The sequence below is a fragment of the Mangrovimonas sp. CR14 genome (assembly GCF_011764015.1).
In the GTDB taxonomy this organism is placed as follows: Bacteria; Bacteroidota; Bacteroidia; order Flavobacteriales; family Flavobacteriaceae; genus Mangrovimonas; species Mangrovimonas futianensis.
Map to the genome: position 1 here is coordinate 99,332 of NZ_JAAFZY010000004.1, position 22,025 is coordinate 121,356.

General features: G+C 35.1%; 23 protein-coding genes and 1 other RNA gene. 12 read left to right on the forward strand and 12 right to left on the reverse strand.

What is annotated here, in order from left to right; all coding sequences use genetic code 11:
- Positions 1 to 49: 49 nt before the first annotated feature.
- From GZ212_RS09170 to GZ212_RS09195, 6 genes are all read left to right on the forward strand, one after another.
- Complete coding sequence (locus GZ212_RS09170; RefSeq protein ID WP_166959246.1) at positions 50 to 598, forward strand: TlpA disulfide reductase family protein; 549 nt, start codon at positions 50 to 52, stop codon at positions 596 to 598.
- Positions 599 to 605: 7 nt separating this feature from the next.
- Complete coding sequence (locus GZ212_RS09175; RefSeq protein ID WP_166959248.1) at positions 606 to 1,217, forward strand: thioredoxin family protein; 612 nt, start codon at positions 606 to 608, stop codon at positions 1,215 to 1,217.
- 116 nt (positions 1,218 to 1,333) lie between these two features.
- Positions 1,334 to 1,651, forward strand: coding sequence for a rhodanese-like domain-containing protein (locus tag GZ212_RS09180; RefSeq protein ID WP_166959250.1), 318 nt, complete (start codon positions 1,334 to 1,336; stop codon positions 1,649 to 1,651).
- A 6-nt stretch (positions 1,652 to 1,657) separates the two neighbouring features.
- Entirely contained in the window at positions 1,658 to 2,056 is a 399-nt protein-coding gene (locus GZ212_RS09185; protein ID WP_166959252.1) for a rhodanese-like domain-containing protein, read from the forward strand.
- A 173-nt stretch (positions 2,057 to 2,229) separates the two neighbouring features.
- Complete coding sequence (locus GZ212_RS09190) at positions 2,230 to 4,479, forward strand: transglycosylase domain-containing protein (RefSeq protein WP_166959255.1); 2,250 nt, start codon at positions 2,230 to 2,232, stop codon at positions 4,477 to 4,479.
- Between the two features lie 258 nt (positions 4,480 to 4,737).
- Positions 4,738 to 5,076 (forward strand): hypothetical protein, encoded by a 339-nt coding sequence (locus tag GZ212_RS09195; RefSeq protein WP_166959257.1) that lies wholly within the window; start codon positions 4,738 to 4,740, stop codon positions 5,074 to 5,076.
- A 115-nt stretch (positions 5,077 to 5,191) separates the two neighbouring features.
- On the opposite strand, the gene GZ212_RS09200 is transcribed toward GZ212_RS09195, so the two are convergent.
- The gene (locus tag GZ212_RS09200) at positions 5,192 to 6,280 is read right to left on the reverse strand and encodes a two-component regulator propeller domain-containing protein (RefSeq protein ID WP_166959259.1); all 1,089 of its coding nucleotides are present in this window, start codon (positions 6,278 to 6,280) and stop codon (positions 5,192 to 5,194) included.
- A gap of 588 nt (positions 6,281 to 6,868) precedes the next feature.
- On the opposite strand from GZ212_RS09200, the gene GZ212_RS09205 reads away from it, so the two are divergent.
- From GZ212_RS09205 to GZ212_RS09225, 5 genes are all read left to right on the forward strand, one after another.
- Positions 6,869 to 7,147, forward strand: a complete 279-nt coding sequence (locus GZ212_RS09205; RefSeq protein ID WP_166959261.1) for a potassium channel family protein — start codon at positions 6,869 to 6,871, stop codon at positions 7,145 to 7,147.
- Positions 7,144 to 8,226 (forward strand): HlyD family secretion protein, encoded by a 1,083-nt coding sequence (locus GZ212_RS09210; protein ID WP_166959263.1) that lies wholly within the window; start codon positions 7,144 to 7,146, stop codon positions 8,224 to 8,226. The genes GZ212_RS09205 and GZ212_RS09210 overlap by 4 nt, the downstream gene beginning before the upstream one ends.
- Positions 8,227 to 8,359: 133 nt before the next feature.
- On the forward strand, positions 8,360 to 9,247 hold the full coding sequence (locus GZ212_RS09215) for a hypothetical protein (protein ID WP_240923792.1): 888 nt from the start codon (positions 8,360 to 8,362) through the stop codon (positions 9,245 to 9,247).
- Positions 9,234 to 10,604, forward strand: coding sequence for an efflux transporter outer membrane subunit (locus tag GZ212_RS09220; protein ID WP_166959267.1), 1,371 nt, complete (start codon positions 9,234 to 9,236; stop codon positions 10,602 to 10,604). The genes GZ212_RS09215 and GZ212_RS09220 overlap by 14 nt, the downstream gene beginning before the upstream one ends.
- 22 nt (positions 10,605 to 10,626) lie before the next feature.
- Positions 10,627 to 11,658: an AI-2E family transporter gene (locus tag GZ212_RS09225; RefSeq protein ID WP_166959269.1), complete on the forward strand. Its 1,032-nt coding sequence runs from the start codon at positions 10,627 to 10,629 to the stop codon at positions 11,656 to 11,658.
- A gap of 67 nt (positions 11,659 to 11,725) precedes the next feature.
- Here the strand turns inward: GZ212_RS09225 and ssrA are convergent.
- Positions 11,726 to 12,123: a transfer-messenger RNA gene (gene ssrA / locus GZ212_RS09230) on the reverse strand.
- A gap of 134 nt (positions 12,124 to 12,257) precedes the next feature.
- On the opposite strand from ssrA, the gene GZ212_RS09235 reads away from it, so the two are divergent.
- Positions 12,258 to 13,460, forward strand: coding sequence for an NAD(P)-dependent oxidoreductase (locus GZ212_RS09235; RefSeq protein WP_166959271.1), 1,203 nt, complete (start codon positions 12,258 to 12,260; stop codon positions 13,458 to 13,460).
- Positions 13,461 to 13,516: 56 nt separating this feature from the next.
- On the opposite strand, the gene GZ212_RS09240 is transcribed toward GZ212_RS09235, so the two are convergent.
- From GZ212_RS09240 to kdsA, 10 genes are all read right to left on the reverse strand, one after another.
- On the reverse strand, positions 13,517 to 15,409 hold the full coding sequence (locus GZ212_RS09240; RefSeq protein WP_166959273.1) for a TlpA disulfide reductase family protein: 1,893 nt from the start codon (positions 15,407 to 15,409) through the stop codon (positions 13,517 to 13,519).
- An 83-nt stretch (positions 15,410 to 15,492) separates the two neighbouring features.
- Positions 15,493 to 16,152: a DUF1361 domain-containing protein gene (locus tag GZ212_RS09245; protein ID WP_166959275.1), complete on the reverse strand. Its 660-nt coding sequence runs from the start codon at positions 16,150 to 16,152 to the stop codon at positions 15,493 to 15,495.
- A complete protein-coding gene (locus GZ212_RS09250; protein ID WP_166959277.1) occupies positions 16,149 to 16,532 on the reverse strand; it encodes a DUF2809 domain-containing protein in 384 nt (127 codons plus the stop codon). The genes GZ212_RS09245 and GZ212_RS09250 overlap by 4 nt, the downstream gene beginning before the upstream one ends.
- 3 nt (positions 16,533 to 16,535) lie before the next feature.
- A complete protein-coding gene (locus GZ212_RS09255; protein ID WP_232394448.1) occupies positions 16,536 to 17,075 on the reverse strand; it encodes a vancomycin high temperature exclusion protein in 540 nt (179 codons plus the stop codon).
- A gap of 469 nt (positions 17,076 to 17,544) precedes the next feature.
- Positions 17,545 to 18,939 (reverse strand): DUF4173 domain-containing protein, encoded by a 1,395-nt coding sequence (locus tag GZ212_RS09260; RefSeq protein ID WP_166959281.1) that lies wholly within the window; start codon positions 18,937 to 18,939, stop codon positions 17,545 to 17,547.
- 57 nt (positions 18,940 to 18,996) lie between these two features.
- Positions 18,997 to 19,761: an oxygenase MpaB family protein gene (locus tag GZ212_RS09265; protein ID WP_166959283.1), complete on the reverse strand. Its 765-nt coding sequence runs from the start codon at positions 19,759 to 19,761 to the stop codon at positions 18,997 to 18,999.
- 18 nt (positions 19,762 to 19,779) lie between these two features.
- Complete coding sequence (locus tag GZ212_RS09270; RefSeq protein ID WP_166959285.1) at positions 19,780 to 20,115, reverse strand: hypothetical protein; 336 nt, start codon at positions 20,113 to 20,115, stop codon at positions 19,780 to 19,782.
- Positions 20,116 to 20,160: 45 nt separating this feature from the next.
- Positions 20,161 to 20,454, reverse strand: a complete 294-nt coding sequence (locus tag GZ212_RS09275; RefSeq protein WP_053972316.1) for a transcriptional regulator — start codon at positions 20,452 to 20,454, stop codon at positions 20,161 to 20,163.
- 2 nt (positions 20,455 to 20,456) lie between these two features.
- Entirely contained in the window at positions 20,457 to 21,068 is a 612-nt protein-coding gene (locus GZ212_RS09280) for a hypothetical protein (RefSeq protein ID WP_166959287.1), read from the reverse strand.
- Positions 21,069 to 21,147: 79 nt separating this feature from the next.
- Positions 21,148 to 21,966 (reverse strand): 3-deoxy-8-phosphooctulonate synthase, encoded by an 819-nt coding sequence (kdsA, locus tag GZ212_RS09285; RefSeq protein ID WP_166959289.1) that lies wholly within the window; start codon positions 21,964 to 21,966, stop codon positions 21,148 to 21,150.
- Between the last annotated feature and the right edge of the window lie 59 nt (positions 21,967 to 22,025).

Consider the following 22,025-nt stretch of genomic DNA (forward strand, 5'->3'; position numbering starts at 1 on the left):
TTTTGTTAAAAACCAAAGCCTCCTTAAATACCCTTGTTAACTTTAACTTATGAATAAAATGATCTTATTGATTGGGTTGGTGCTTGCCTTCAGTTGCAAGGAGAACCAATCGTCTCATCCTGAATCTTCTGTCGATGAGGTTCCGGCGGTTGAAGAAACTAAAGTTGAAAGTCCAGAAGTGGCTTTGGAAATCTACGATTTTGATGGTCTCGAGAGTCTTTTGAATAAAAAGGATGAAAAGACATATGTGGTAAATTTTTGGGCGACTTGGTGTGTGCCTTGTGTCAAAGAGCTTCCTCATTTCGAGGAATTAAATCAAAAATATAAAGGTCAGAATGTGGAGGTGCTTTTGGTGAGCTTGGATTTTCCAAACCAATATGATAGTAAATTGAAGCCGTTTATCCAAGAGAAAAAGCTGACCTCTCAAGTGGTTGCTTTGAACGACCCTGATATGAACACCTGGATTCCTAAAGTAGATGAAAGTTGGTCTGGTGCTATTCCTGCAACTGTTATCTATAACAAGGACGCCAGAAAATTCTTTGAGAAATCATTTACGCTTGAAGAATTGGAGAATGAACTAAAACCTTTTTTAAACTAAAATACCTATGAAAACTTTACAAACTTTATTAGTAATGGTGGCTTTCGTCATCTTATCTGCTTTCACTATAAAGAGTGATAGCGATGGTTATAAAATTGGCGATATGGCGACCGATTTTGAACTAGAGAATATTGATGGGACTATGGTCTCTTTATCTGATTACAAAGACGCCAAAGGATTTATTGTTGTTTTTACTTGTAATACCTGCCCATATGCCATCGCTTATGAAGATCGAATTATCGCTTTAGACAAGAAATATGCATCAAAAGGGTATCCTGTTATTGCTATTATGCCCAACAATACTGATGTGAAACCAGGAGATAGTATGGAAGAAATGAAAGCAAGAGCCAAAGCCAAAGGCTATACCTTTCCTTACTTAATGGATAAAGGACAAAAAATTTATCCACAATACGGCGCTACCAAAACACCTCATGTTTATGTGTTACAAAAAACTTCAAAAGGAAATGAAGTTAAATATATTGGAGCTATCGATGATAATTTCCAAGATGCGAACGCTGTGAACCAAAAGTATGTTGAAGATGCAGTTGATGCTCTTTTAGCTGGAAAAGAAATTAAAGAAAAGACCACAAGAGCTATTGGTTGTACCATTAAGGTGTAGCTAAAGTGAATGTTTAGTGAGCTTTAAAAAATCCGAGGGGTACCAACTCTTCGGATTTTTTCGTTAATATTTCGGAAGAAACATTAATTTTGTTCCAAACCTTTTTAAACAAACATATGGCAGATCTATCACAAGAAGCGTGGATGGAGCAATTATCGCATGATGAAAATGCAGTGATCTTAGATGTAAGAACCGAAGAAGAATTAGAGGAGTTGGGTATGATTCCTAATGCTCTACATTTGGATATTTACGAGTCACAGGAATTCATGGATGAAATTCAAAAATTTGATAAAAATAAATCTTACTATATCTATTGCCGTTCTGGGGTTAGAAGCGGGCAAGCTTGTTCCATTTTAAACCAAATAGGTATTGATAAAGCCTACAACCTTTTGGGTGGTTTTATAGAATGGGAAGGTGATGTAGTAACAAAGTAATTGGTTATGAAAAAATGGGTATTCCTTTTCCTGATGTCAATTTTGTTGGCAGTGTCAAGCTGTGTAAATGAAAATTATGATGGAATAGAGGAAATTAGCACGGAAGAAATGCAAACTTTACTGGAAATGGATGATGTACAACTATTGGATGTCAGAACACCCGAGGAGTTTGACGAAGGCTTTATTGCTGGTGCCCAAAATATTGATTTTGAATCGGAAACCTTTAATGAGGATATTCAAAAACTAGACAAAACAAAACCTGTAATTCTTTATTGCCGCACCGGAGGCAGAAGCGCTAGATGCGCCAAAAAGATGATAGAAGCTGGATTTGTAAAGGTCTATGATTTGGACGGCGGTATTTCGGCATGGGAGCACGAAGGCTTAAAAGTCATTTTACCAGAATAATTTTTTCCCTGATTTATAGAATGGAAAATAGTTTGTAAATCATACATGTGTTTTTTGGATTCTACATTTCATAAGAAACTCTTAATTCTAATGCCTATTTTGAAATCTATTTTTACCTTTTAGACGTATAAACTTATTAGTTAACAGGAACTAAAGATTTCAAATCCTATTTTGTGAATAAAAAAACTAGAGCTAACAAAAAAAAATGGCTTTCCAAACTTCTTAAGATAATTGGTGCCTTGGCACTGTTTTCATTACTTTTTTTTCTAAGTATTTATATTGGATTATGGGGTAGCTTACCCTCAAAGAAGGATTTAAAGAATTTCAAACAAGCAGAGGCTAGTATTGTATTTGATCACAATCAAAAAATCCTTGGGAAATATTTTGTTTTTGATAGGCAGATTGTCAAATATGAGGACTTGCCAAAATATCTAGTGGATGGATTGGTAGCGACCGAGGACGCTAGATTCTACGATCATCATGGTATTGACTATACCAGTTTTTTTAGGGTGGCCTTCAAAAGTATTTTGATGCAAGATGCATCGAGTGGTGGTGGTAGTACCATCACACAGCAATTAGCAAAAAATTTATTTGGACGCAAGAGCTATGGGCCATTTTCAATGCCAGTTAATAAAATAAAGGAGATGATTACTGCCTCTCGCATTGAAGAGGTTTACAGTAAAGAAGAAATTATTGAACTCTATCTGAATACCGTTCCATTTAGTGAGAATACCTTTGGTATAGAGAGTGCTTCCCAAAAATTTTTTAATACCAACACCCAAAACCTTAGCTTATCAGAGGCAGCTACATTAGTGGGTACTTTAAAAGCTAATCACAGCTACAACCCTAGATTGTTTCCAGAAAGAAGTCAGCTGAGAAGGGATGTTGTTCTTCAACAAATGGAAAAATACGGTTACATCGATAAAATCAAAAGACAGGAAGTTAGTAACCAACCGCTGGAAATTGATTATCATAAATTTTCATATAATGAAGGCTTAGGCTCTTATTTTAGAGAGCATGTAAGGCTTGAAGCGGAAGCTATTTTGGATTCCATCAAAAACGAAAATGGGTCATCTTACAATTTGTACACCGATGGTTTGAAAATTACTACCACTTTGGATAATGGCATGCAATCCTATGCAGAAAGGGCTACAGAAAAGCACATGGGAAAATTGCAACAACAGTTTGAAGCGTCTTATGGTAATGCAGCACCTTGGATTACGGATGAAAAGCTATTAAATCAATTGGTGAAAAATCTTCCCAAGTATAAGGAACTTGAGAAAAAAGGATTGTCTGAATCCCATATTTTAGATTCTCTTAAAAGAAAAGAAAAGAAATCTCTTTTCACCCTTGAGGGGGACACCATTATGGAGGTGTCAACCATTGATAGTTTAAAGCACTACCTCAAGTTTTTAAATGCTGGTTTTGTGGCCTTAGATCCACATACGGGAGCAGTAAGGGCATATGTGGGGGGTATCAACTTTGAGCATTTTAAATATGATCATGTGAGTATGGGAAAGCGACAAGTGGGTTCTACATTTAAACCAATTGTCTATACGGCAGCCATAGAAAATGGAATGGATCCGTGCACTTATTTCTCTATTAAGGAAGTAACATATACGGATCAAGAAGGATGGACTCCTTCAAATGCCTCTAAAGATGAGAATGATCCTCATATGAATTATTCTTTAGAAAAGGCCTTAAGTCACTCGGTTAATACGATTGCCGTTAAAGTTTTGGATGAGGTGGGCATACTTCCCGTAGTGCAGCTTGCAGAAAATATGGGAATAACCTCCAAATTGCCAGAAGTCCCTTCCTTGGCCTTAGGAACAGCAGAACTTTCATTGCTTGAGCTGTCAACCGCCTATACGGGCTTTGCCAATGCCAATGTTTCTGTGAAACCTTATTTCATTAATAAAATAGAAGATAGATCAGGAACTGTTTTATATGAGTATAGGCCTGATGCCTCATTGCAACCGGCTTATTCAGACAGAACCAGAGAAACCATGATAGAGTTTATGAAGTCTACTGTAAATGAAGGGACCGCGAGACGTCTTCGCTCAACCTATGGTTTAAAGAATGATATCGCAGGTAAAACGGGAACTACACAGGATAATAAGGATGGTTGGTTTGTAGGGATTACGCCCCATTTAATTATGGCTTCTTGGGTAGGAAATGACCACCATCAAATAGGTTTTAAAACAACAGCTATAGGACAAGGTGCCAACTCGGCTTTGCCTATTGTTGCTAATTTTTTAGTTGAGTTGAATAACGACCGAGATTATCGAACTTATACTTCAGCTCAATTTAACGCTCCTTCAAAAGAAGTCTTGGAATCTTTGGACTGCAATCCCGAAAAACGAGATGGGTTTTTTAAACGCCTTTTTGGGAAAAAGAAAAAAGAAAAAGAGTTTGGAAAATAGAACGATTTCAAAAAGGTGGCGACAAAATATCGGCTGTAAATAATTGATTTTTAAATGATAATATTTATTTTTTAGATAATCGTTTTGTCGTTAAATTAATTGAAAATGCTCCATATTAAAAATTTTAACCTATATTTATCCTTACCCAGAAGTTAATCCGAATTGAAAAGTACGTTTATTAGATGATAAAAAATCTGGAATAGAATAAATTCCAGAATGAGACGTTTTTAATGAAGATTAACCCAAATCTACTACCAAATGAAGAACCTACTATTTTTGTTAATACCCTTTTGGGTATGCGGACAAAGTTATGTCATGCCGAATGTAAACGGTAAGGGGATAACGACTGATGTTATGAACGATACCTTGAAAATTACAAGTCTTTCCAAAATCAAGGATGTAGAAATTTTTAGTGACGAATTTAATTATGAGGTACAAGTCAATGCCAATAAAATTGATATACCAATAGATAAAATGCCTATAGGTAGACATGCCTTAAGCATTATGGTTGGAAGAAGAATGATTATATATTGGCTAGTTGTGGACGGAATCTTGGAACCCAAAGGAGCTGTTACATATATGACTGATGATGATTAATAAAACTGAAAGGAATTATGATACTCAAACCCTGTAACTATGTTGCAGGGTTTTTTGTAGATACTATTAAAATGCTTTCACACTTCTGATAGAAAAATCAAAAACAAATGATTTATTAATCTGTCCAAGGCTCTCTTTCAGAAGCATTAACAATTTGGGTGCCATCAAATAGGCTTAAACCATCCCAGGTGCTAAACCACACTTGCCCCTTATGATCCTGGAAGATGCTTTGTATGCCATTAGTTGCCAATCCGTCTGCCATGGTATATAGTTTGAATTCCTTACCATTGTAACGATAGACTCCTTGATTTTCAGCTGAAAACCAAATGTTGCCTTTTTTGTCTTCAAAAAAATTATAGGTTTCGATTCCTTTAATGACACCTTTTTCAGTGAAGTTGGTAAAGTCATTGCCGTCATAAGTGCTAACCCCTCCATAATATGTGCCAATCCAAATGGTACCATTACTGTCTTCAAATAGGTCAGCTACACTATTGTCTGTTAGTCCATTTTCTTTGCTGTAAAATTCAAAAGTATGCCCATCGTATTTGGTCACCCCATAACCATCATTTACGAACCATATCTCATTGTCTTTATCAATTAAAATATCACTAACTCTATTTTGTGATAGCATGGGTTCTGCATTGTATATTTGAGGCTTTGGCACCTCAAATGTTTTAAAGGTTTTACCATTAAAGGTGCTGACACCGCCAACTGTTCCAATCCAAATCAAACCATTTCTATCAATTGATAAGGACCAAATTTCATTATCTATCAAGCCGTCTGCTACAGTATAATTTTTAAAGATATTACCGTTGTAATTGGTCAGGCCATTAGAGGTTCCAAACCATAGGTTGCCTTCTTGATCTTCTAAAATAGCTCTTACGGCATTTCCACCTATGCCATCTTTTGACGTGTAGTGTTTTAGTGAGTTGTTATCATAGGATAAGATGCCATCATGGTTTGTCCCAAACCAATAATGTGCGTTTTTGTCTTGGTAAATTTGCCAAATAAACTCACTTACTTTACCATTGAAAGTCGCATGCTTTTTTGTTTTCTCTGTATAGTCTGGGAAGGGAGCGAATTCTTGGTTGTTTTCTTGGGGAGAAGTTTCAGAGGACTTTTGAGGGATTTTGTTGTATCCTTTTTGATTGCAAGAAGTAGTAAAAATGAGTGAAAAAGCAACCCCTAAAATTTGAAGTTTCAAGTAAAAAAATTTTGTTGAAGACGATTTATTATTTTTTACTTCTGTTGTGAACATTTAAGTGTTTTAAAGAATTATTGATTGAAGATAACAAAAAGAGCATCAATTCCATTTCTTTAGATTTTGCGATTTAATGGTTTATTATAATTAGAGTGGCGATGGCTTTCGTTTTTTATCCTATGTATTCCGTTAATTTAATCTTTTGCCTGAAAAATAAGTTTAGTTGTGCTCGGAAGAAAGACCCCATTACGAAAAAATTTAAATGGTTATAGACTATGATATTCTTATGGAATGAACAACTTTTATTAAGTAGAGGCGAATTAAGTATTTTATTTCTTACATTAGTTATAGAATTGAAGTTTAGACTGTTGTATGCGTTTCTTCCGATCTTCGATTTTAAGTAAGTTTAATTCTGCTATGAATAACATAATTTAAATGATTAGTCTGCTGTTAATTGGATGTATTCTGGTCGCTATAAGTGTTTTGTTACAAGCTTATTGTACCCTTTTTTGGCTAAAAAAAGTTTCTAAGTATTTAAATGAAAGGAGATTAAATACGCATAAGGTTTTAAAACTTTTAATTCTTTCTTTTTTGGTTTTTTCTCTTTTGCACTTTGTTCAAACGGCTATTTGGGCGTTGGGTTATTACTATAATCCATTAACGACCTCCAGTTTTAATGATTATTTTGAGGCACTTTATTTTTCTATGGTCACTTTTACAACCTTAGGTTATGGAGATATTACTTTAAATAGTAATTGGCGGTTGTTGTCAGGTTTTGAGGCTATTAATGGTATTATGCTGATTGGTTGGACAACAGCAATGATGTATTCATTATTACAAAAATTCACAAAAAAATACTCCGAAAGATGACAAAATCTCCCAAAAAAGGAAGTGCCACCAAGGCTATTACCCGTTATACTTTGTTGTTTACGGTTTTGATATTCATTTGGAATATATTCTCAGATAGACTTACTCCTAGTACAGATCAGGCTCGAGTAAAAGGTTTAATTTTACCTATGGCGCCCATGGTGAGCGGCTATGTTACCCAAGTAAATGTTGGGCTTCACAGTGAGGTAAAGCAAGGAGATACTCTTTTCCTTATAGATAAAGAACCTTTTGAAATTGCCCTCAGGATTGCTGAAAGTAACTTAGAAAACGCAACCCAATCTGTAGATGCGGGAACCTCTGCAATCAAGTCCGCTGTGGCTCGTTTAAATCGAGCTAAGGTTAATTTAGATAGAGCATCCAAGAACTGGGAACGCACCCAGCGAGTGATTACAAAACATGTTGGTGCCTTGTCTGAGGCAGACAAAGATCGTTCTGAAGCTTCTTATTTAAATGCTGTAGAACAAGTGGTTTCGGCTCAAGCAGCTTTGGACCAACAACGTGCTGCTTTGGGGCCAACTGATGAAAACAATCCAAACATTAAAGCGGTTTTGAATCAAATTGAGAAAGCACAATGGGATTTATCCAATACTGCCATAGTTGCTCCATCTGATGGGATTATTGAAAGCTTTAATATAGAGAAGGGATATTTTGCAAGAGCTGGAAATTCACTAGTAACTCTGGTATCAAATCAGGATATTTGGATCCAAGCTAATCTCAAAGAGAATAATCTTGGGAATATAGAAATTGGGGATGAAGTTTCAATTGTATTTGATATACGACCTGGAAAGGTATACAAGGGTGCTGTTAGTAGCGTAGCTTATGGTGTCAGTACAGATAGAACGAATTCCAGTGATTTGCCGACTGTAAACTCGTCTCAGGGTTGGTTGCGAGATCCACAGCGATTTCCAGTAATTATTCAAATAGAAAATAGTGAAATCATTAAAGAACTAAGACAAGGAAGTCAAGCTGAGGTTGTTGTTTACACTGGGAATAACTTTGTACTTAACGGTTTAGCTGCCTTTAGAATATGGCTTCTTTCAAAACTCTCTTATGTTAGATAGGATAAATTACATAAGACTCCAAATAAAAACGGACAATGCATTACTAAGGTGTCTATTCGGCGTCAGTTTATCCCTCATTTTGACGACTTCCATTAATTTATTCACACCCCACATAACTCCTATTCTAACTCTCATGTTTTTGGGAAAGGAAGGGGAAAGACCAACAATTAAGAAATCAATCTTAATTTTGATTGCGTTTGGTCTACTAGGAATCATTGGCAATTCCATTGGTAAGTATCTAATTGATATGCCATTAGTTGTTCTTCCTATTCTTGGACTTATTATTTTTTGGAGCTATCGCCTAAACAAAATACCTGCAGCCGTTAGGTTATTATTTTTAATGCTTGCTGTTTTATTGACATTTGTAAATGTTCAAGGAAATTTTTTAGGGACATTTGTTGTGAAACTTTTATTGCTGCACTTAGCAATTGCGTTGGCTGTCATTCAGTTTTCATTCCTGCTTTTTCCCGTATCGACTCCAATCCAAACTGAAAAACAGAAAAAGCCATTAGAAAAGCCAAAACTTAATTTAGACAAACTTGCTCTCAATGGTATGTTGGTCATGCTACCTGTAGTGGCTATTTTCTTAATTTATAACCTTAACATTCTCCCAATAACCCTGGTATTTATAGTTATATTGGGATTTGATCCTTTTATGTACCGCTCTAACAAAGGAAAAGTTATGCTTATAGGTAATGTGCTTGGTGGAGCTTTAGGGCTTTTGGCCTACAATATATTGGTTATTGCACCTAATTATTTGATTTATATTTTATTAATCATTTCCATAGGAGGTTATTTTGTGCAAAAAATATTTTCTGGCCAGCAAGCAGCTGCTATTTATGACCTCGCCTTTAAAACTTTTTTTGTGGTTATGGGTTCTGTTTCTGTTTCAGATACATCGGCAGCCAGTACTATTTCCGACAGGTTATTACAGTTGGGGCTTGCTATCTTATATCTCATAGTGGCTTTCAAAACAGTTAACACATTAAATAATCCTTTTCTTGAAAATGAAACTGCTTAGGGCTACATATTTGTTGGGTGTTTTTAGTTGGATGACAACATTCATGTCGTGTTCCGTTCAAAAAAGCTATGTATCACCTGAAGTGGCAGATTCGTATGTCATAGGTGATAAAACTACTGATTCAACCAGTTTTGCAGATACAAAATGGTGGAACATATTCAATGACCCAACATTAACCGAACTTATTGAAGAAGGCTTAGAAAATAACCTATCGCTACAAAATACCATTATTGCTCTTAAGCAATCACAGCTGCAATATAACATCGCGCGTGCCGATTTATTTCCAGCCATTAATTATGGTGCCTCCTACCAAGCTTCTACCAATTCAATAACCTCCGACATCAATGACCAAGCATTAATAGCCGCCAATGTTTCCTATACTATAGATCTTTGGGGTAGGATAAAAAATGAAAACCTTGCTGCTTTTGAAGCCTATCTTACTACTGAAATGGCATATTATCAGGTGCAAGCAACTTTAGTAACCCAAATTGCTACGCTTTATTTTTCGTTGCGTGATGTGGATAACAAAATTATAGTTGCAGAGAATATGGTGAGTTCCATGAATGACTATAAAAACATTATAGATGCTCGTTATGATGGCGGGTTTATTTCTAAGGTAGATGTAAATCAAATTACCATTGAAATAAAGGATGTTGAAATTGCACTGCAAACTCTTTTACGGGCTAGAAAGCAATTAGAGAACGCTATAAGCATTGCTTTGGGTAGTGAACCAAAATCTATCCCAAGAGGATTGTTGTTGCAAGAACAAGTTTTTCCTTCAGAATTACCGGTTGGTGTCTCATCTCAATTATTACAACGTCGCCCTTCCATAATGGTATTAGAACATCGATTGAAATCACAACTGGCAACGGTAGGAGCCACGGAGGCGTTACAATATCCAAATATTACCCTTTCATTTGATTTGGGAGGTCAATTAACAAACCCTTCCATGTTTTTTTCCTCAATAATTGGTGAATTAGTAGGCCCTATTTTTAACAGCCATAAAATCAAAAATGCCATTGCTTTGCAGGAAGAAGTTTATAAACAATTGGAGAATGAATATAAACAGGCCTATTTAGTCGCTCTTCAAGAAATAGAGGATGCCTTAATTGCTATCAATACCTATAAAATGGAGGTGGACATTCGTAATGAACAATTGTTGCTGTCTGAAGAAGCCTTAAATCTATCTTGGGTAAGGTATAACGAAGGAGTTTCGTCTTTTTTAGAATTTTTAAACCTTCAAAATTCGCTATTTGAAGCGCAGTTAAATGCATCGGAAAGCTATAAACTGCAATTACATTCTATTGTTAAGTTATATCTGGCTTTAGGAGGTGGTTGGAGTTTGAATCAATCATAATAATCAATTAAAAAGTAATCTTATGAATAAGTCTACATTAACCATTTTTATCAGGATTGCCCTTGTTTCTCTATTGCTGATTTGGACCTTTAAATTGTTGTCGCCATTCATTGGGGTACTTGCTTGGGCTGTTATTTTAGCCGTTTCGATTTATCCTTTTTATAAAAAAAGGATTGAAGGGTCTAAGTTGAAAAGTTTCATTTTTTCAATTGTGGTAATAGCTATTATGGCTGTGCCGTCGTATATGGTTTTTAGTTCTGCTATTGAAAGTACTACCGAAGTTTTAAAGGACTTAAAAGCAGGGACTTTTGAAATAGCTCCTCCTTCAGAAAAAGTTAAATCACTCCCATTGATTGGAAACAATCTATATAAGGAATGGTTTAAATTTTCGGAGGACACAAAAGATTATGCCGTAGACCATAGACAATATCTACTTGAAAAAGGGAAAAATATTTTTGGAAGCTTGCTAGGGCTTATGGGAACCCTTCTCTTATTTATCGTGTCATTCATTATAGCCGTTGTTTTTATGTCTAATGCTGATTCCTCTTATGGAACGGCTCTAAAATTTGCAAAAAAAGTCATTGGTAAAGATGGCGAGGATTTTGTTATAATTTCGAGGAATACCATTCGTAGTGTTGTAAAAGGTATTTTGTTGGTGGCCATTATACAGGCCCTGTTGAGTTTTATTGGCCTTAAAATAGCTGGTATTCCATTGGCTGGATTATTCACTTTGTTAGTTCTTTTCTGTGCTATTATTCAGGTTCCTGTAACTTTGGCCGTTATTCCTCCAATAGCCTTGGCTTTTTCTCTTATGGAGAATACCACACATGCTATTATTTTCACCATCTATATCGTAATGGTTTCTTTATTGGATAACTTCTTAAAACCTATTATGTTGTCTAAAGGTTTAAAAACGCCTACGGTTATAATATTTTTGGGAGCCATAGGAGGAGTTATGCTTCATGGTATTATTGGATTGTTTGTAGGGACCGTAGTCTTGGCAATAATGCACCAAATTTATACAAGCTGGGTAAATTCTTCAGACGATGTGTAGGAATTAAATTTGAAAGTTCCATTCTAAATAAAAAACCTTGTAAACTTTTTGTTTACAAGGTTTTTTCGTGTGGAGTCGGAGGGGTTCGAACCCTCGTCCAAACAAGCCGTCAAAGTGCTTTCTACATGCTTAGTTTTAACTTAATTGTCGGCTATAGGCTGGCAAAAAACAACCCACCTACAGCTTAGTTTCTTAAATTTCAAACGGTTATCGAAACAAGAGCCGTTCTATGTTAACTTTTACGATGCTCCTTGACGAAACGCCGCTAACCAAGGCTTTTCAGGAACATTTAGCTTTCCCGCCTCGCGGGACAAAGGCTATAACTTACTATAATTCAGTTATTAAGCAGCTAAAGCGTAGTTATTCTCGCCGTTTAACTGTTGAAATAGCCTTTAACGTGTTTCAATTTCATTACACGGCATGCTTACAGTTCAATAAGTCTCGCTGTCAAAACCAGTCGACCCCAATAATTCAAAGACCATTTTTAAATGGATGGCGAAGTTACTAAAAAATGTTGTGCAACCTTCCAATTCTATGTATTTTCGTGCAAATTCCATACCAACCTGGCGGTGTCAGGTTTCAATAAAAATGATATTTACATGAAGTTTGCCATCATTAAAGAACGTAAGAATCCACCTGATAGACGTGTGGTATTTTCTCCAGACGAATTAGTGAAAGCTAGGGAGCAATTTCCTGATGCTGAATTTGAGGTGGAATCATCTGATATTAGAGTGTTTTCTGATGCTAGTTATCAGGAAAAAGGGTTTCATGTTTCAGTTGATGTAAGTTCATGTGATGTCATGTTGGGAGTGAAAGAGGTGCCTAAAGAGGCACTCATTCCGAATAAAAAATATTTTTTCTTTTCGCATACTATTAAAAAACAGCCCTATAATCGGGAATTGCTAAAAACCATTTTAGAGAAGAACATTGAGCTATATGATCATGAAACCATTGTTAAGGCAAACGGCGCTCGATTGATTGGTTTTGGAAGGTACGCTGGTATTGTAGGTGCTTATAATGGTTTCCGGGCTTGGGGTTTAAAATACCAATCTTGGGAATTACCAAAGGCGGAAACATTGGCGGATCAACAAGCATTGATTAAAGAATTAATACAATGTGAAGTGCCACCAATTAAAGTACTATTAACTGGAAGCGGAAAGGTAGCCTTTGGGGCCAAAGAAATGTTGGATGCCATGAACATGAGACAGGTTTCTGTTGACGCTTATTTAAGGGAATCTTTCAATGAGCCTGTATATTGTTTGATTGATGTGTTGGATTACAACCAAAGGAAAGATGGAAGAAGTTTGGATAATCAGGATTTTTATGAGCATCCAGAGGCTTATGAATCAAACTTTATGCGTTTTGCCAAAGTGTCTGATATGTTTATAGCAGGCCATTTTTATGGTGATGGCTCACCCTATTTATTTACTAGGGAAGATGCCAAGTCAGACGATTTTAATATTAAACTGGTGGCTGATATCAGTTGCGATATAGATGGGCCAGTAGCTTCTACTATCAGACCATCTACTATTGCGGAACCCGTTTATGGATATGATCCACAAACTGAAAGCGAAATTGATTTTATGGATGAAAAAGCCATTGTAGTCATGGCTGTAGATAATTTACCTTGTGAGTTGCCTAAAGATGCCAGTGAAGGTTTTGGGGAAATGTTTTTGGAGCATGTCATTCCGGCCTTTTTTAACGGTGATCAGGATGGTGTTTTAGAAAGGGCCAAAATCACCGAAAACGGACATTTGACCCCTAGATTTAAATATTTACAAGATTATGTGGATGGTAAATAACCGATAAAAAAAGCCAAAGAATTTTCTTTGGCTTTCTTATTTATTTTATCTTCTAACTAAGAATTCTTCAAGATTTCAAAAAGGATTTCCAATTCTTGAACCAACTTTTCAGTTCCCGAGAAACCAACCTGTTCATATTTTATTTTGCCATCAGGGCCTATGATAATTTTAGTAGGAATGCTATTGACCCCATAAGCTTCAGCTACTTCAAAACCATTTGATTTTTCCCCAGATTGATCAAAAAGAACATGGAAGGTATATTTATTGTTTTTAATAAACTCAGCTACTTGCTGTTCGCGCTTGGGTCCATTTTCAAAAGTATCAATAAACAATATTTCTATGTTTTCATCATCTTTATACTTGTCAACGACTTGTTGCATTCCTGGGAACGATGCTTTACAGGGACCGCACCAAGTGGCCCAGAAATCCAAAACCACAGTTTTGCCTTTCAAACTTGCTAAAGAAACCTCTTTGCCCGACATATCCTTAAGTGTAAAGTCATAAGCAGATTTGTCTACCATCTTATTTCGGATGTCTTCAGTTTCTTTATCAAATGCTATTTTTTCAAGTTTGGATAGGGTTTCACTAAAATTAGTATCGTTAGGTTTGGTCTCCTTGTAAGCTGTTTCATATAGATTGATAATCTTATCTGAAGAAATACTATTTTCAATCATGTTTGAAGCTTCTTTTTCCGTTTTTTCATATTGCTTATCTTCTACAAGGTATTCTAGATATCTCTCGGCGATTTCCACATCCTCGTATTGTTCATAAGCAACTTTTTGGTATTCAAGAGCTTCTTGTAAGTTGCCTGTTTTATGGAGAATATAGGCATAAGTGTCTGCATATAGACCATAGTTTCTTTCAAGAATTTTTTTGTGCTGAGATGTGGTAAGGTAGTTTGGTTTGTTGTCTGGGTCGTTTTCCAATTCTTTAATTAGATCTAAGGATTGCTTTGAAATCACTGACATCTCTTCTAGATATTGGTCCTTTTCAGCATTGTCCCAAGCAATATTGTTAAATAATGAGGCTTTAGAAGAATTGTTATCCATTTGCTGAGCATATTTTTTAAAATTTTCAAAATCTCCTTGACCAGCATAGTAATGGGCAATTTGGTTTAACATGTAATTTTTCATATTATCCTCTCCTTCAATTGGGCTTTGGTATGAATTGTAGAGTTCTAATTTCTTGTTGAAATCTTTTTCCCGACTAAACTCCATGACGATTTGCCTGTTGGCAAAACTTCCATTGGGATACTTTTCTAAAATCACAGTTTTTAGAGAATCTGCATATTCTTTTTCTCCTAAGGCATTCTTAAAACCATAGAGTTTAATGGCATCATCTTCGGTGAGGTCCTCGTTAGCATTTAATGCTACTACTTCATCTTCCATAAGCGTTTTACCAACTTCTTTGTCCTGTCTATAAATAAAGTATACGTAGTTATCTCCCCACAATTCTTTTAACTCAGAATTGGTTGAAACAGCTTTATTTAAGGAATCTAAGATGCTTTCCTTCTCAAATTCAATGTCATAGTTTTTCCCTTCGTTTAAAGTGTAATAATATAAAGATGGTTGACTAGCTGGGAGTATTGATCCATCTTCAGTATATAATGGAAGTAAATAACCTTTCTTGTTATTGGAATCATATTGTCCATTTTCCTTAAAATTGAATGCCAATCCCGTAGCCGAATCAGGAACTATAATTTGAGATTCCTTTTCTTTAAACTCGATATCTTCAGGGAAATAAGTATTATTAACCATATAATAGTAGATGGCAGACATGTCTGGGTCTTCGCCGTTATAGGATATTTGTAGGGTGTCACCCGGTTGTATTTTGTCCTTAGATAGGGTGAAATGACCTAATGTTTGCTTTTTAAGTACCACCTCTTTTTCGTCCTTTTTACAAGATAATATGGTACATAAAATGGCTAAATAAATAATTGGATTTTTCATGGAAAGATTGAGATTTGATTAAAACATTAAAAGTGCTAATGGTTCACATTCAGTCAAATATAGAAAACTATCATTTATTTTTGTCAGTATTTTCTGTTAATTATAAGAAAATGTCCAGCAAATTTATACCCAAACCAAAGAAAAGTGGAGAAACAAAAGGTAAACAACCAGGCGGTTGTATGCTGTTTGGGGAATAAAAGAATATTTCCGATGTCAAGTAACAGTTCTCCAGGTTTATGGAGTATTTCCCATGAGTTGTATCTTAAAAATCTTCCCAAATAAATGCCGAAAGCTGTAGCAATTAAAATGGTAATACTTAATATCTTTACCCAAACAGGTTTTAGAATGGAAGAAAGAAGTTTTTTGACATCAAAAATTGATAGAAAGAAGAGAGCGAGTCCGTTTAAGGCAAAAGATGTAATTACCAAAATATCTAACCAAATTAGGGAAGTGGCATTGTGTTTTAAATGTAATAAATCAGTAATCATGTAGGGGGCATTGGGTAAAAACAGCAACCACAAAGTCAATCCTGTTAGTACGGTTAATTTTGATGGTTGTTTTTTGCTAAGTAGGTAGCTGGAAATGGCATAAGGAATGATTGCCAAAAACAAATTCCAGACCATGAATAATAGGAAAAAGGATTGATTGAGTTTCATACGAACCATTAATAGGAAAATGCTAAAACCCATGGATAGGAATAGTTGAGATAATATAGAATAATGTTTAAATAAGAAAGATTTCATGATTTTGAGGTTTTGGTTGATAGAGATTCTAGTATTAAAACAAATAGGACACCTAGGCAGTAGGCCAACAGGTCGGACCACTGGAAAGTACTTCCTAAGATGAGTTTGGCTAAATGGGAATCTTGTAGTCCCAAAAAATGATTCAGGTTGAAGTATTGTAAAATTTCTATAGTAAATGAAATTACTAATACTAGAAATGCAGCCTTCTTTGGAGCTATGATTAAAAAGCTTTTTAAAAAGCAATACATCAAAATGACAATCAAAAAGTCTCCAAAAGTGTGCCTTATAAAACCAGACTTTAGGAAATAGGCGATGAGAGCCTCTGTAATAAAAAGCACCAAAAATGCCATGAAATATTTTAGGTTGAAAGTGAGTTTCATGTTTTAATGAATTGCTATTGGTTCCCCTAAATATCTAGGCGATTTATCGGTGATTATATCTAATACCGCTTTGGTGCGTGCTAGGTATTCCCTAAGATGGGTAAGAAGTCCTATGCTGTTGGGAACATCTTGAGCATTGAATCCTATTGCATTTACATCGTAATGGTTAGCCAAGAAAATAGCTCTCTCGTTGTGAAATTTTTGAGAAATAATAGTAACATCATTGAGACCAAAGATTTTATTGGCTCTTACAACAGAATCAAGAGTCCTAAAACCGGCGTAATCAAGAAATATCTTTTCCGTTGGAATTCCCTGTTTTATAAGATCTATTTTAAAGGTAGAGGGTTCATCATAATTTTTTGAACCATTGTCAGCACTTATTAAAACGTAATCAATTTTTTGTTCCTTGTAAAGTTTTACGGTGGCATCAATTCTGTATTGGTAAAATAGATTGATTCGGTTGTCATTTGTGTATTTCCCTGTTCCAAGCACAAGTCCTACCTTGTTATGTGGAATATTCTGAACTGAATCAAAAGTTTTCATTTGGGATGATTTTTTAACAGTTATGTTGCTAAGCAATACCATTGAAACAAGAATTCCGAGGCTTAATAAAATCATTTTACGTTTTTTCATTTTTTAATTTGTAATTGGGATTTGTCCTTTGTGAACCATATCCAAGATTGTGAGGTAGTTATAAAGGCTGAAGTAAAGAAAGCTATGACATAAATATCAAATTTGCAGTTTATAATAAAAGTAAGTCCTAGAATAAAACTTATCATTATATAGATTGGGAAATAGGTTTTGAATATGCGCTTTTTATCCACAGAATCTTTACAAGAAAAGAAAAAGGGGCAAATGCTAATAGAAATAACAAAGAGACAACATAAAAATATGGGCAAAACTGACAGGATTACAAAAGGCATGATGCTCCATGTAACTTCTGCTTTAAAAAGGATAACCCAAAAGATACCGGTTGCAAGTAAAGTGCTTTTACATAAATTAACTCCTATATTCATTGTCTCAAGTTTTCGGTTAGGGTTAAATTTTCATAACTCGATTCCTGCCAATTTCTAGAATATAATTCTGTTTTATAGTCGTGATACTTTTTATTGATTTGTTGTGAAAAGAGATCATTCAATTGGTTATTGTCGCTGTATTCCTTTAAGATTATGGCATTGTTGTCAGAAAGATTGATTAGATACTGCATGTCTATTTTTTTTGCATGTTTTAAGTTGTGAGAAGTGATGTTATAGTCCCAGTTTATAAAACTGCTTATTACTAAGATTGCAAACGCTACATTGGTATTTACACGTAACAAGAACCAGAGGTTTTTGTGTTTGAAGACCTTTAGGAAAGTAGTTGTTAATCCAGCTAGGGTTAAAATTAAATAAATATAAACTCCTATACGCTTGTAGGTTAAACCGAAAATATCAATGTATTGGTTATTCTTGATGCTGATAAGGATTATTAAAATAGAATTTAAACCAATCCATAAATAGGCAAGATTTTTAAGGGTTTTATTTCGTGTGTAAAAATTAAGACTTCCTCTAAAGAAGTATAGAATAATCAATATAGCCATTATGATAGATCCTATTAAGGTGTTGATGCCATTATGAACTTGGGACGATAGGGTTGAGGCTCTAAAATCTTCAATTGAAAACTGATAAATCACATCAGTGATTATATAAAAGATTAAAAGTAAGTTTAGTAAGGATAGAAGCAGGGTTCCTAATTGGGTCTCTTTCTTTAGATTGGAAAAGGAGATGTCTGTTTTTTCTATCAGGTTATTGATGGTTTTAAGATCGTAGTTTGTTAAGGGGTCAATTTTTACAGGTTCTAGGATATTATAAATTAAATAAAAACCAAGAACAGTAAAAAGAATCCATTGAAAGTCAATGAAACTAAAGTCTATTTGTTCAATTAGCTTACTGAAAAGAGGGTTTCCATGTTTGTAAAAGAGAATGAATATGGTCAATGTGATGATTGAAATTCCTATTAATTTAAGAAGATGCCATTTATCAATTTTATGAAACCATTTTTCATTTGGCGATGTACTTTTATTATCTATAACACGGTGAAAGTAGCCGGCGATGACGGAGTAAAATCCGTTAAAAAAAGAGATGTAAAGGGACGTATTCTTTTCTGAAATAGAACCTACCAACAAAATGAATAAAAAACAATTGACAAGAATAGAAAGCATAGAATGATTTATAAATACTAGGAAAGCAGAAAGGAAATAAGCGATGGCCAAGGAAATATTTTTTCTGAACATGATATCCTTAGTTTTAACAACAGAGAGGACAATAAGAGTAAGGAAGCTAAATAGGGTTAAATTGAGACCAATGCTTTGTCCATAAAAAAGTAGACTAAAGAGTAAAGAAGCAATTAAGGGAATAATGATTTTCATGATTTACAAGTTTTAAAGTACTTTGAAATACAAAGCGTATAGTTAAAAATTTTTGTTTTAGGCAGCCATTTGATCTAAGGCTTTGATATTAGGTTTGTATTCTGATGGTAAAATGAGCTCTTTTATAAACCAATCGATTCGTAATAATCGGCTCCATTTATAGGCGATTAAAGGTATTTCAATAAATGAATGTTTTCTTAGGTTCAATTTGGAGCGTACTGGGGTTGGGAGCAACTTAATTTGGACTTCCAACAGTAATTTGTATCTCAACCAACCTAGATGTGTTCGGTATTGGTTGTAAAGATCTTGTGTGTATACAGCAAATTGAAGATCGGATTCCATATGCTGCAGACGCATTTTTTCAAACTTTTCAAAGGTAGGGGGGAGGTCTTTGATGTTCATTCTAGTTCCCACCCTGTTAAATACTTCAAGAACATCTTCTTTTTCCTTTAAACTCAGTTTACGTTCCAACATTTCATAGGATCTGATAGAGTAATCAATCAACATAAAGAGAACATCTTTATAGGCCCAATCTGGAATGTTCATTTGCCGACTGGATTCTACATTCTGATGGATTTTATTAATCATATCTATGGATTGATATGCGGTAGACTCATCCGAAAAAACAATATGTCTGGCGTAAGCAACGGTTGAGAACAAACGGCCTAAAGGATCTTTAGGAAGTTTACCGGTATAATAGAGCCAATCTACAGCTTTATTTAAGGCGAATTCTGCAGATGCTCCAGCGAAGACGAAAAGAATGGTATCACTTTTCCCCCAAATTTCTCGAACGATGGAATTTTTGTTTACAAAGGGTTTCATAGGTAAATTGATATTTGATTAATGCCACAAACCAACCTGATCAAGGGCGAAAATAAAAGACAACCAACAGGCTACAATAAAACCCAAAATGGAAACAAATGTCATCAGAAACTTGATTTTAGGTGTTGAGGCTAGGTGGTCAACTAGGAAATAGTATAAAATTCCCGCGGCAATACTGCCAACTGATACGGTCACTAAGGGTACCCACATCCATGATTCTACTTTTCCTACTTTGAAAGAAATTCGTATTAAGAACAGAACTAGAAGTGATGTGGCAACAAGCCACGAAATTTTGGTTCGTTTTAATAAGCGTTTGAAATCTAATGCTTTATTGAAGATTGATTTATGTGTCATGTTCTCTTTTTTTACTTTGAAATTCAAAGTGGATTGATAAAAAAATTATGGTTTGCCTATTAATTTTTCCAAAGCATCTATGTGCTTTTGAAAAGCCTCCCTTCCAGATTTGGTTGTTGAGTATCTAGTATTTGGCTTTCGTCCTATAAACTGCTTTTCAACTTTAATATATCCTTCTTTTTCCAAGGCTTTGGCGTGACTGGCCAAATTGCCATCCGTAGCACCTAGAAGCTCTTTTAAAGTAGAGAAATCTGCATACTCATTGACCATCAAAACAGACATAATACCTAGTCTGATGCGGTGGTCAAATGCTTTATTTATATTGTTTATAATGCTCAAAACTATTGTCTGTCATATTTTAGGTACATCACAGTGCCATATACTATGTGTAAAATGCCAAAACCTAAAACCCATAGCCAAAATCCAAATCCCGGGTAAATGGCACAAATAAGGCCTAAAACAATTTCACAATATCCTAAATACCTGATATCTCCCAAACTATATTTTGATGCGTTGACCAAGGCCAAACCATAAAATATCAACATGAGGGCTCCTGTTTGTCCATACTTTTGTTGGCTCAATATGGTTAATATGTATATGCCTCCTACAGCCATGGGAATTAAAAAGTTTATGATTAAGCGTTTTGATGAAGGATCCCACATGCTGGCTCCATTTTTTTTGGCTTTTCTGGTAGTCAAGACTATGGCAGTTATAGCACTCAAAAAGGCAATCATAAACAAATCGAACATGACCCATCTGAATATTTTTCCATCCAGTAGTAGGGTGCCATTACTGTAATTGATGACAAGGTAGTAGGCTATTGCCGCCCCAACTATGGCATAAATACCAGCCATAATACCTGAAAGTCCACTCAGTGAGATAAATCGCGAGGATTTGTTCATGAGGTTTTTGATCTCAGAAATGTCTTTCAAATAGTCTTTTGATGATTCCATATAAAGTACTTTGAAAAACAAAGTAAATAATTATATTTTAGTTTTGCAATAGTATATGAAATTTTTCTTGTCTGAATTTTTAGAAGGAAGTAATTGTTTTTCTAATAGCTACCAAGCGGGTAAGTAGGCCTTCCAAATTGTCTAAATGCAACATATTTGCTCCATCGCTTTTGGCGTTTGCCGGATCAAAATGGGTTTCAATAAATAAGCCATCCACATGATTTACAACAGCAGCTCTTGCTATTGTCTCAATCATATCTGGTCTGCCTCCAGTAACACCTTTAGTCTGGTTGGGCTGTTGCAAGGAATGTGTAACGTCCATAACTACCGGGGCATAGGTTTTCATAGTTGGAATACCTCTAAAGTCAACAATCATATCTTGATAGCCAAACATGGTTCCTCGGTCGGTGATCCATGCTTTATTACTGCCCGTATCCTTTACTTTTTGAACGGCATGTTTCATCGCTTCAGGACTCATGAATTGACCCTTTTTAAGGTTGACAACCTTGCCTGTTTCCGCCGCAGCTACCACCAAGTCTGTTTGGCGAACTAAAAAAGCGGGTATTTGAAGGACATCCACATATTCCGCAGCCATTTGGGCATCACTATTTTCATGGATATCTGTAATGGTTGGTACATCAAAGGTTTCAGAAACCTTTCTTAAAATTTTCAAAGCTTTTTCATCACCAATACCTGTAAAACTATCAATACGACTTCTATTTGCTTTCTTAAAGCTACCCTTAAAAACATAAGGAATCTCAAGCTTGTTGGTTATTTCAACAATTTTTTCGGCAATTCTTAACGCCATCTCCTCGCCTTCAATGGCGCATGGGCCTGCCAATAAAAAGAAATTGTCGGATTGGGTATGTTTTATTTGAGGGATCGTTTCCAGGTTCATTTTATTAAAATGATAAAGATTTTTTACAAAGATAGGTAATTAGTATAATCTATACTACA

Coding starts and splice junctions, on each gene's coding strand:
- GZ212_RS09240 (WP_166959273.1), bottom strand. CDS start 15,409: ATGAAAAATCCAATTATTTATTTAGCCATTTTATGTACCATATTATCT.
- GZ212_RS09210 (WP_166959263.1), top strand. CDS start 7,144: ATGACAAAATCTCCCAAAAAAGGAAGTGCCACCAAGGCTATTACCCGT.
- GZ212_RS09245 (WP_166959275.1), bottom strand. CDS start 16,152: ATGAAATCTTTCTTATTTAAACATTATTCTATATTATCTCAACTATTC.
- GZ212_RS09255 (WP_232394448.1), bottom strand. CDS start 17,075: ATGAAAACTTTTGATTCAGTTCAGAATATTCCACATAACAAGGTAGGA.
- GZ212_RS09220 (WP_166959267.1), top strand. CDS start 9,234: ATGAAACTGCTTAGGGCTACATATTTGTTGGGTGTTTTTAGTTGGATG.
- GZ212_RS09260 (WP_166959281.1), bottom strand. CDS start 18,939: ATGAAAATCATTATTCCCTTAATTGCTTCTTTACTCTTTAGTCTACTT.
- GZ212_RS09270 (WP_166959285.1), bottom strand. CDS start 20,115: ATGACACATAAATCAATCTTCAATAAAGCATTAGATTTCAAACGCTTA.
- GZ212_RS09280 (WP_166959287.1), bottom strand. CDS start 21,068: ATGGAATCATCAAAAGACTATTTGAAAGACATTTCTGAGATCAAAAAC.
- GZ212_RS09215 (WP_240923792.1), top strand. CDS start 8,360: ATGTTTTTGGGAAAGGAAGGGGAAAGACCAACAATTAAGAAATCAATC.
- GZ212_RS09180 (WP_166959250.1), top strand. CDS start 1,334: ATGGCAGATCTATCACAAGAAGCGTGGATGGAGCAATTATCGCATGAT.
- GZ212_RS09170 (WP_166959246.1), top strand. CDS start 50: ATGAATAAAATGATCTTATTGATTGGGTTGGTGCTTGCCTTCAGTTGC.
- GZ212_RS09195 (WP_166959257.1), top strand. CDS start 4,738: ATGAAGAACCTACTATTTTTGTTAATACCCTTTTGGGTATGCGGACAA.
- GZ212_RS09235 (WP_166959271.1), top strand. CDS start 12,258: ATGAAGTTTGCCATCATTAAAGAACGTAAGAATCCACCTGATAGACGT.
- GZ212_RS09175 (WP_166959248.1), top strand. CDS start 606: ATGAAAACTTTACAAACTTTATTAGTAATGGTGGCTTTCGTCATCTTA.
- GZ212_RS09265 (WP_166959283.1), bottom strand. CDS start 19,761: ATGAAACCCTTTGTAAACAAAAATTCCATCGTTCGAGAAATTTGGGGG.
- GZ212_RS09225 (WP_166959269.1), top strand. CDS start 10,627: ATGAATAAGTCTACATTAACCATTTTTATCAGGATTGCCCTTGTTTCT.
- GZ212_RS09185 (WP_166959252.1), top strand. CDS start 1,658: ATGAAAAAATGGGTATTCCTTTTCCTGATGTCAATTTTGTTGGCAGTG.
- kdsA (WP_166959289.1), bottom strand. CDS start 21,966: ATGAACCTGGAAACGATCCCTCAAATAAAACATACCCAATCCGACAAT.
- GZ212_RS09250 (WP_166959277.1), bottom strand. CDS start 16,532: ATGAAACTCACTTTCAACCTAAAATATTTCATGGCATTTTTGGTGCTT.